The following is a 7,997-nucleotide window of genomic DNA, read 5'->3' as shown; positions in this document are numbered from 1 at the left end:
CACCGGAATCCGGCGCTGGCCCTGCTCGACGAAGATCACCGCCACGATCACCAGGAACGCGCCGAAGCAGACCAGGCCGAAGATCAAGCCGCCCTTGCTGTCCAGAATGGCCTTGCCCTCGCCGGGGATGCGGGCCGCGATGCCCGCGAAGATCAGCAGCGACATGCCGTTGCCCACGCCGCGTTCGGTGATCTGCTCGCCGAACCACATCACCAGCGCCGCACCGGCGGTCATCACCAGCACGATGATGATCATCCCGAAGATGCTGTTGTCGGCGATGATGTCCTGCTGGCAGCCGCGCAGCAGCTGCCCGCGCGAGGCGAGCGCGACCAGACCGGTGGCCTGCAGAATCGCCAATGCGATCGACAGATACCGGGTGTACTGCGTCATCTTGGTCTGCCCGGATTGGCCTTCCTTGCGCAATTCCTCGAAGCGCGGAATGACCACGGTCAGCAGCTGGATGATGATGCTCGCGGTGATGTACGGCATGATGCCGATCGCGAACACCGAAAGTTGCAGCAGCGCACCGCCGGAGAACAGGTTGATCAGCTGATAGATCCCGGCGTTCTCACCGCCGGACACCTGGTCGATACATTGGCGGATCGCCTTGTAGTCCACACCGGGCGACGGCAGCGCGGCACCGATGCGGTACAGCGCGATCAGGCCCAGCGTGAAGAGAATCTTCCGCCGTAGGTCCGGGGTCCGGAAAGCCGACACGAAGGCGGAAAGCACAGATCCTCCTGGCTAACGACATGGGGCGAGGCAGACAACAACTTGACTCTAACAGCGACGCCGGACGAGCTCTCACCCGTCCGGCGCCCCCTACTACAAAGAGTAACTGTCAGTCCAGCTCGGTGGCGGTGCCACCGGCGGCGGCGATCTTCTCCTTGGCGGAGCCGGAGAACTTGTCGGCGGAAACCTGAACGGCCACACCGATTTCGCCCTCGCCGAGCACCTTCACCAGCTCGTTCTTGCGAACGAGGCCGGCGGCGACCAGCTGGTCCTTGTCGATCGCACCGCCGTCCGGGAACTTCCGGGCGATGTCACCGACGTTCACGACCTGATATTCCGTCCGGAACGGGTTGGTGAAGCCCTTCAGCTTCGGCAGCCGCATGTGGATCGGCATCTGGCCGCCCTCGAAGCGGGCCGGCACGTTCTTGCGGGCCTTCGTGCCCTTGGTACCGCGGCCCGCGGTCTTGCCCTTCGACGCCTCACCGCGACCCACGCGGGTCTTCTCGGTCTTGGCGCCCGGAGCCGGACGCAGGTGATGCAACTTGATGGTCATGCGTTGACCTCCTCAACGGTAACGAGGTGGCGCACGACGTTGATCAGCCCGCGGTTCTGGGCGGTGTCCTCGCGCAGCACGGACTTGCGGATGCCCTTGAGTCCGAGCGTGCGAAGCGACTCGCGCTGATTCTTCTTGGCGCCGATCGTGGACTTGATCTGGGTCACCTTCAGCTGTGCCATGTCAGGCTCCTACTCCCGCCGCGCGCGCACGCAGCATGCCCGCAGGAGCGACGTCCTCGATCGGCAGGCCACGGCGGGCCGCCACCTCTTCGGGACGCTGCAGCTGCTTCAGGGCGGCCACGGTCGCGTGCACGACGTTGATGGCGTTGTCGCTGCCGAGCGACTTGGCCAGGATGTCGTGGATACCGGCGCACTCCAGCACGGCACGCGCCGCACCACCGGCGATCACACCGGTACCCGGCGAGGCCGGGCGCAGCATGACGACACCGGCGGCGGCTTCGCCCTGCACCGGGTGGGTGACGGTGGAGCCGATCATCGGGACGCGGAAGAAGTTCTTGCGAGCCTCCTCGACACCCTTCTGGATGGCCGCGGGCACTTCCTTGGCCTTGCCGTAGCCGACACCGACCATGCCGTTGCCGTCGCCCACGATCACCAGGGCGGTGAAGCTGAAGCGCCGACCACCCTTGACGACCTTGGACACGCGGTTGATCGCGACGACCCGCTCGAGCTGGTTCTTCTCGGCGGCATTGTCGCGGCGGTCACCGCGACGGTCCCGGCCGCCGCCACGTTCCTGGCGGCCGCCCTCGTTGTTCTGTCCGGCGGGCCCGCTTCCGCCGTCACGCCGTTGACGTCCCGGCATCAGACGTTCCTTCCGTTGCGCTTGCTGTTCTCGGTCCTGGGGAAAGGCATCAGAACTTCAACCCGCCTTCCCGAGCGGCGTCCGCCAGGGCGGCGATCCGGCCGTGGTAGTCGTGGCCACCGCGGTCGAACACCACGGTTTCCACGCCGGCGGCCTTGGCGCGGGCGGCGAGCAGCTCGCCGACCTTCTTGCCCTTGGCGGTCTTGTCACCCTCGACAGACCGCACGTCGGCCTCGACCGAGGACGCGGCGACGACGGTCTTGCCGACCGAGTCGTCCACCAGCTGCGCGTGCAGGTGCCGCGCGGAGCGGAACACCACCAGGCGCGGGGTCGCGGCGTTGCCGACGACCTTCTTGCGCAGACGGAAGTGCCGGCGCGCCTTGGAAACTCGACGACGGGTCGACACGTCCTTGCCGAGCGGCTTGCGCGCGGCTTTCTGAGTATCAGTCTGGGCCATGGCTTACTTACCCGTCTTCCCTTCCTTGCGCCGCACGACCTCGCCCTCGTAGCGAATGCCCTTGCCCTTGTACGGGTCGGGCTTGCGCAGGCGGTGGATGACGGCGGCGATCTGGCCGACCTTCTGCTTGTCGATGCCGGACACCGAGAACTTCGTGGGGGCCTCCACCTTGAAGGTGATGCCCTCGGGCGCCTCGATCGGCACCGGGTGGCTGTAGCCGAGGGCGAACTCCAGGTTCGAACCCTTCTGCTGCACGCGGTAACCGACGCCGAAGATTTCCATCTTCTTCTCGTAGCCCTGCGTGACACCCACGATCATGTTGTTGACCAGGGTGCGGGTCAGACCGTGCAGGGAACGATTCCGGCGCTCGTCGTCCGGACGGATGATCTCGAGTTCGCCGTTCTCGGCGCGGTTGACGGTGATCGGCTCGGCGATCACGTGCGACAGGGTGCCCTTGGGGCCCTTGACCGACACGCTCTGGCCGTCGATTGTCACCTCGACACCGGAGGGAACGGGGACCGGCTTCTTACCGATACGCGACATTGTTCCTACCTCCCTTACCAGACGTAGGCGAGGACTTCGCCGCCCACGCCGTGCTGCTTGGCTTGACGGTCGGTGAGCAGGCCCTGCGACGTGGAAATGATCGCCACGCCGAGGCCGCCCAGCACCTTGGGCAGGTTGGTGGATTTCGCGTACACCCGCAGACCCGGCTTCGAGACGCGACGCACACCCTGCAGGCTGCGCTCCCGGCTCTGGCCGTACTTCAGGTCGACGATCAGGGTCTTGCCGACCGGCGCTTCTTCGGTGCGGAAGTCGGCGATGTAGCCCTCACGCTTCAGGATCTCGGCGATATTCGCCTTGAGCTTGGAGTGCGGAGCCTTCACCTGATCGTGGTACGCCGAGTTGGCGTTGCGCAGACGGGTCAGGAAGTCTGCGATCGGATCAGTCATGGTCATAGGTTGACCGTCACCTTTCTCGCCGCGGTTCCCATGCAGCACCCGCACGCCTCTCGACGCCCGGATCGTGGGCCTACAGCAATTCGGCTTGGTCCGGCCGGCAGTTCGCCGACCGGATGAAGTGGCACGTCACCCGGGCTCCACACCGCACCACAGGCACAGTTCAGCCCCAGGCAACCGGTTCAGTGTAGATGGGGGTGGGTGTGGGGCAGAAATCGGGGGGACATGGGGGTGGTCACACTCCAACGCCGCGCGATCGACCTTATCGGTACAGGCGCTCGTACACCACGCGCGCCCGATCACGCAGCTGTTCCCCATCGAGCCCACCAGCACGCCGGCGAAGATCCGTATCCGCGACATAGTCGTCCACATCGGCGAACGGCCCGTCCAACGCCTCGAACTCCGGACCGGCGGTCTGACCACGATCCCGCTTGAATTCCGCCAGATAGGCCGTTTCGAATTGATCGGCGGTCAACTCGCCGGACACGAATTCACGAATCAACGGCTCGTACACCGCCGGCATCCGAGATGCGTCGGCACGACCTTCAGGCATTGATCCCCTTCTCATCGTCCGGCAAGCCGAGCAGTCTCCTGACGTCCGCCAGCAGCCCATCGGCGCCGCCTTGCCGCGTGAGAACCTCGGCCGCAGCGGTTTGCACGGCGATGTCGGGATCGTCCAGCATCTGTTCCAACCGGCCCCGGGCCTTCGCCTTCTCTATCACCCGGCCCAGTAACTCGGTCGCCTCGACCCGCAACGACCACGACTCGTCTTCCGACATCTCCAACGCTTCGGTCGGCGCGGTATCTGAGTCCTTATCGATCACGGAATCTCCTCCGGTGTTGCGGGCCGGACATTTTGTCGCGAAAAGTACACGCCCGGGCCGGTTTTGGAACGCGTGTTGCTCGCCGCCCCGTTTAAGGTGTGACGCGAGCGCGGCGTCGTCCCGACCCGCCGGAAGGAGACCTTGTGCGCACCATGATCTCGGCATTCTGTTTATTGGCCGCGGCGACGGCGCTGGCCGGCTGTTCCGGCGACAACTCGTCGGAGAGTAAACCGGCAGCTGTCACCAGCGCGGTGCAGGCGTCGGTAACCGCGGGGCCGGAGTCGAAACCCGGAACGCCGGGAAACCTGAACGTGCACACCTGGACCGGTAACGAACGCTTCCCGGTCCCCGGCGTCGGTGTGCGGTTCACCTCGTGCAGCGGCGATTCGGAGGTGGGGACCGCCACGACCGGCCGGGACGGCAATGCCGGGCAGACCGTGCCCGCCGGGTGCTATCGCGCGACGATCACTTCCGCGCCCTCCGGCTGCCAAGCCGACGAGGCCGCCAGCGAGACGGCGGACGTGAAACTGGAGGAGCCCACGACCCTGGAGTTCCTGATCCACTGCGCCTGAGTCGCGCGAAACTTCCCCGGCCGTTCGCCCCGGCAGCGTCGTATCCCGGCCGCCGTCAACGTGATTCGGTGAATGGCAGCCTATGTGTCGCGGCCGAGGTAGGCCATCAGGCGGGTTTGGTCGTCGGAGTCGGTGGGCGCGGCGAGTTCGGGGCCGAAGAAGCCCGAGGCCCGGACTACGTTCGCTTGGGCCCATTCCGCGGCGCGGGTGACGAGGTCGGGCGGGAGCTGGATCTCGATTCCGAGTGGATGAGCGATGTCCCACGCGTGGGCGATCGAATCCGTGAGCAGCAGCGACAGGATGGCCTCGATCGGGATTTCGCCCGGGCCCGGCAGGACCGTGGTCCGTGCCAAGGCCTCATCGGTCAGTGCCGCGTCGCAGGCGGCGCGGGCTGTGCGGAAGGTCCGCACCGGGTCGTCGCCGGCCAGCAGGCCCGGGTGCGGTGACCCGGGTGCACCGGTTCGATCGGTGAACTCGTCACCGGTCGCCCACGCACGCATCTGGCGCTGTCCCCAGGTGACGTGTCCCGCAACGTCGCGGACGGTCCATTCCGCGCACGCCGAAGGCGAATCCCATTGATCCGCACCAACTTTCGCCAGCACCGCATCCAACTCGTCCTGCGCTCGCCGATAGGCCCGCAAGGTGTCGTCCATCGCCATCTCCTTCGAATCGAGGGTCGTTGTCATAACGAGGACGAACAGCCACCCACCAACTCGACACCGGAGAGCCAGAAATTCGACATCGTAGAATCACCCCGCCACGTTCGCTCCTAGTGCGAGATAGGCCCCGCTCCGATCGGGCTCGAATATCGTATCGCCCTCCAGATCGATACCCTCCGGCGCTGCATCGACGACTTCGTTTGTCGGCCACCTCAAAAGAATCAGACTGGCCTTCCCTTCGGACAGCAACCGACCGACAATATTTCGCACCGAGAACTTTGCCGTCTCATCATCGAGATGGAACTCCGAGCCCTTGACGAGCCAGAGCAGCTCATAGATTCCTACGCACTCCACGGCCAGGAGATCGATGGCCTCACGAAACAACCACTCGTCAGCGGCCTCACACATTGCAGTCCCCCAGTGTCGGATTCCACTGGCAGCTTCGCAATTTACCGTTCCACGTCGCCATCCAGCGCCGAATCTAGTCATTGATATCGTCGGAATCATAATCGATATCCAGATCTTTCGGCCTGGGCGGCCAGTGTGGTCCGGGTATTCGATCGCCTGTCCAAGGGTCGATCATCACGACTGGGTATTCAGGCTGCTCGACCAATCCGGTCCGCGTCCACAACAATCCTCGGCTCGAATAGAGCGAAGCAACTACGTCCGATAGATCATCGGCCACCAGCAACAACCAGCCGGTCCGGAACGCTATCCGCATGCCGCCAGATTTGAAGAACACCGGGGACAGTACTTCACTCGATAGATATCGTTCGACATCCGACGACGGCCAATGTTCTATCGAATGACGCTGAGGTGCACTCGGAGATATATTCCGCAGCGACAGCTCGGCACCACGTCCGATAACGAGACGAAAGTCTCGATCGAAATAGATCTCGACGGTATCCTCATGCCACACGAAACGTTCGGCGGTCCTCCCACGTAGTGGTTTGATAACCCATCTGTCCTCGTATTCGACGATTTCTCTCGACATGGCTATCACTCCTCGAGTTCGTCAAGTATGTTACCGAGGCTGTCCTCGGACGCACTGCCATCAGGCATCTGGACATATACCTCACCGGTATCCAAGTCCACTACCACATCAGGATTTCGGTTGGCACCATTTCCCCGCCATGCTCCCTGAGCTTTGATCTTGTGGATAGCATCCTTGACGGCCTTCGGCGTCGCACCATACTCCTGCGCAATTCTCTTGACATTGGAAGTCTCGGAGTCGGTCTTGAAAAGACCGCCGGTTCCGTGGTTATTGATGTCGTCGGAATCGGGATCATCGAGAACCACCTTCATCGCGATTATGGCGGCCAAGTTGGTGATGGCCTTGTCTAGGTCGATGGTGGGGAGGGCGTTGAAGGCGTCGATGACGCCGATTCCGCCGGCGGCGAGGGCGGTGAGGCCGAGGACTCTGGTCATCTGGCTCGCCCGGTAGGTTGCTTGGATTGCGTTGACGGTGGTGAGGACGTCGGCCTCGATGGCGGCTGTCGCGGCCGCGGCGGAGGTGCCCAGGCTGAACAAGGCGAGGGCGCCGCCGACTATGGCGGTGACGGCAATGGTCAGTTCGAGGGTGTTGATGGTTTTGGTGGTCTCGTTGCCGAGGGTGATACTGGCGTCGTGGTAGGCCTTGACGGGCGCGGCCATCGTTCCGCCTGCCAGCGCGACGGTGTCGGCGCTGGTCTTCAGAGTCGCGAAGTGGTCTTGGATCAGCTGCCGGTTCGGGCCTGCGTCCATTCCGTCGAAGAGTGCGGAAACGGCCGCGATACGGCCCGGCGCACCCTTGATCGTCTCGTGGTTGGCGAAGGTGTTCCACACGGAATGTGCCTTGGCGAGCTTGCGGGTATCGCTGTTGGGAAGCTTGCCGAATGAACCGATGACATCGGCGACGAGTTGGTCGAAGAACGCCTTGACGCCTCCGTGGTCGGTGAACCCGACCCCGTTGTTCGCCACCGAAGTGGGAATGGCAACTTTGTATTCGCCGAATTGAGTCACGTTCGGACGTGGCGGCGCGGGGTTGCTCTTGTTCGCGACGGCGTAGTTGTAGCCCATCGCGGCAAGCACTGCACCGTAGTTGTTCAGGGCATTGGCGAGACTGGAGCAGGTCTGCAAAGTTTGCTGGGCGGACTTGTCGTAGGCCTCGCCCCACTGCCTGCAACCGGGTGCGTCGCCGGCCATGCCTGCGCATTCGCCTTTAACCGCGTCGTGCACAGGCTTGTCGGCGCGGCCGAGTTCGTCGGCGAGGTCATGGCATTTCTTGGCGGCGTCGTAATACGTCTGAACCGTCCTGGACTGGTTGGAGACTCCCGATTTAGCAAGGGAGACTGTCAGTCATGGGTGCACCACGGAAGTTCGACGAGGAGACTCGTGCGCGAGCGGTGAGGATGTACCAGGACCGGATCCGTGAGCACGGTGA

General features: G+C 64.0%; 14 protein-coding genes. 1 reads left to right on the top strand and 13 read right to left on the bottom strand.

What is annotated here, in order from left to right; genetic code table 11:
* The 9 genes from QH470_RS31940 to QH470_RS31900 all read right to left on the bottom strand — a co-directional run.
* A partial coding sequence (locus QH470_RS31940; protein WP_280276099.1) for a preprotein translocase subunit SecY occupies positions 1-732 on the bottom strand: 732 nt, incomplete at its 3' end.
* A 109-nt stretch (positions 733-841) separates the two neighbouring features.
* Positions 842-1,285 (bottom strand): 50S ribosomal protein L15, encoded by a 444-nt coding sequence (gene rplO / locus QH470_RS31935; protein ID WP_280276098.1) that lies wholly within the window; start codon positions 1,283-1,285, stop codon positions 842-844.
* On the bottom strand, positions 1,282-1,467 hold the full coding sequence (gene rpmD / locus QH470_RS31930) for a 50S ribosomal protein L30 (protein WP_195098295.1): 186 nt from the start codon (positions 1,465-1,467) through the stop codon (positions 1,282-1,284). The genes rplO and rpmD overlap by 4 nt, the downstream gene beginning before the upstream one ends.
* Before the next feature lies 1 nt (position 1,468).
* Positions 1,469-2,107: a 30S ribosomal protein S5 gene (rpsE, locus tag QH470_RS31925; RefSeq protein WP_280276097.1), complete on the bottom strand. Its 639-nt coding sequence runs from the start codon at positions 2,105-2,107 to the stop codon at positions 1,469-1,471.
* A gap of 49 nt (positions 2,108-2,156) precedes the next feature.
* Positions 2,157-2,564, bottom strand: a complete 408-nt coding sequence (gene rplR / locus QH470_RS31920; protein ID WP_280276096.1) for a 50S ribosomal protein L18 — start codon at positions 2,562-2,564, stop codon at positions 2,157-2,159.
* A 3-nt stretch (positions 2,565-2,567) separates the two neighbouring features.
* The gene (gene rplF, locus QH470_RS31915) at positions 2,568-3,107 is read right to left on the bottom strand and encodes a 50S ribosomal protein L6 (RefSeq protein ID WP_280276095.1); all 540 of its coding nucleotides are present in this window, start codon (positions 3,105-3,107) and stop codon (positions 2,568-2,570) included.
* A gap of 14 nt (positions 3,108-3,121) precedes the next feature.
* Complete coding sequence (gene rpsH, locus QH470_RS31910) at positions 3,122-3,520, bottom strand: 30S ribosomal protein S8 (protein WP_280276094.1); 399 nt, start codon at positions 3,518-3,520, stop codon at positions 3,122-3,124.
* Positions 3,521-3,782: 262 nt separating this feature from the next.
* A complete protein-coding gene (locus QH470_RS31905) occupies positions 3,783-4,073 on the bottom strand; it encodes a colicin immunity domain-containing protein (RefSeq protein WP_280276093.1) in 291 nt (96 codons plus the stop codon).
* On the bottom strand, positions 4,066-4,344 hold the full coding sequence (locus tag QH470_RS31900) for a HEAT repeat domain-containing protein (protein WP_280276092.1): 279 nt from the start codon (positions 4,342-4,344) through the stop codon (positions 4,066-4,068). Before QH470_RS31900 ends, QH470_RS31905 begins: the two co-directional genes overlap by 8 nt.
* 143 nt (positions 4,345-4,487) lie before the next feature.
* On the opposite strand from QH470_RS31900, the gene QH470_RS31895 reads away from it, so the two are divergent.
* A complete protein-coding gene (locus QH470_RS31895) occupies positions 4,488-4,916 on the top strand; it encodes a hypothetical protein (RefSeq protein ID WP_280276091.1) in 429 nt (142 codons plus the stop codon).
* 80 nt (positions 4,917-4,996) lie between these two features.
* On the opposite strand, the gene QH470_RS31890 is transcribed toward QH470_RS31895, so the two are convergent.
* From QH470_RS31890 to QH470_RS31875, 4 genes are all read right to left on the bottom strand, one after another.
* Complete coding sequence (locus tag QH470_RS31890; protein WP_280276090.1) at positions 4,997-5,569, bottom strand: TIGR03086 family metal-binding protein; 573 nt, start codon at positions 5,567-5,569, stop codon at positions 4,997-4,999.
* A gap of 96 nt (positions 5,570-5,665) precedes the next feature.
* Entirely contained in the window at positions 5,666-5,983 is a 318-nt protein-coding gene (locus QH470_RS31885) for a hypothetical protein (protein ID WP_280276089.1), read from the bottom strand.
* 73 nt (positions 5,984-6,056) lie between these two features.
* Positions 6,057-6,569 carry a hypothetical protein gene (locus QH470_RS31880; RefSeq protein WP_280276088.1) on the bottom strand — a complete coding sequence of 171 codons (513 nt, stop codon included), beginning with the start codon at positions 6,567-6,569 and terminating at the stop codon, positions 6,057-6,059.
* Between the two features lie 5 nt (positions 6,570-6,574).
* A complete protein-coding gene (locus QH470_RS31875; protein WP_280276087.1) occupies positions 6,575-7,759 on the bottom strand; it encodes a hypothetical protein in 1,185 nt (394 codons plus the stop codon).
* Between the last annotated feature and the right edge of the window lie 238 nt (positions 7,760-7,997).

Source organism: Nocardia wallacei (genome assembly GCF_029868745.1).
GTDB classification, from domain to species: Bacteria; Actinomycetota; Actinomycetes; order Mycobacteriales; family Mycobacteriaceae; genus Nocardia; species Nocardia wallacei_B.
Note: the sequence above shows the minus strand (reverse complement) of the source record. Positions and strands in the feature narration are given on the sequence as shown.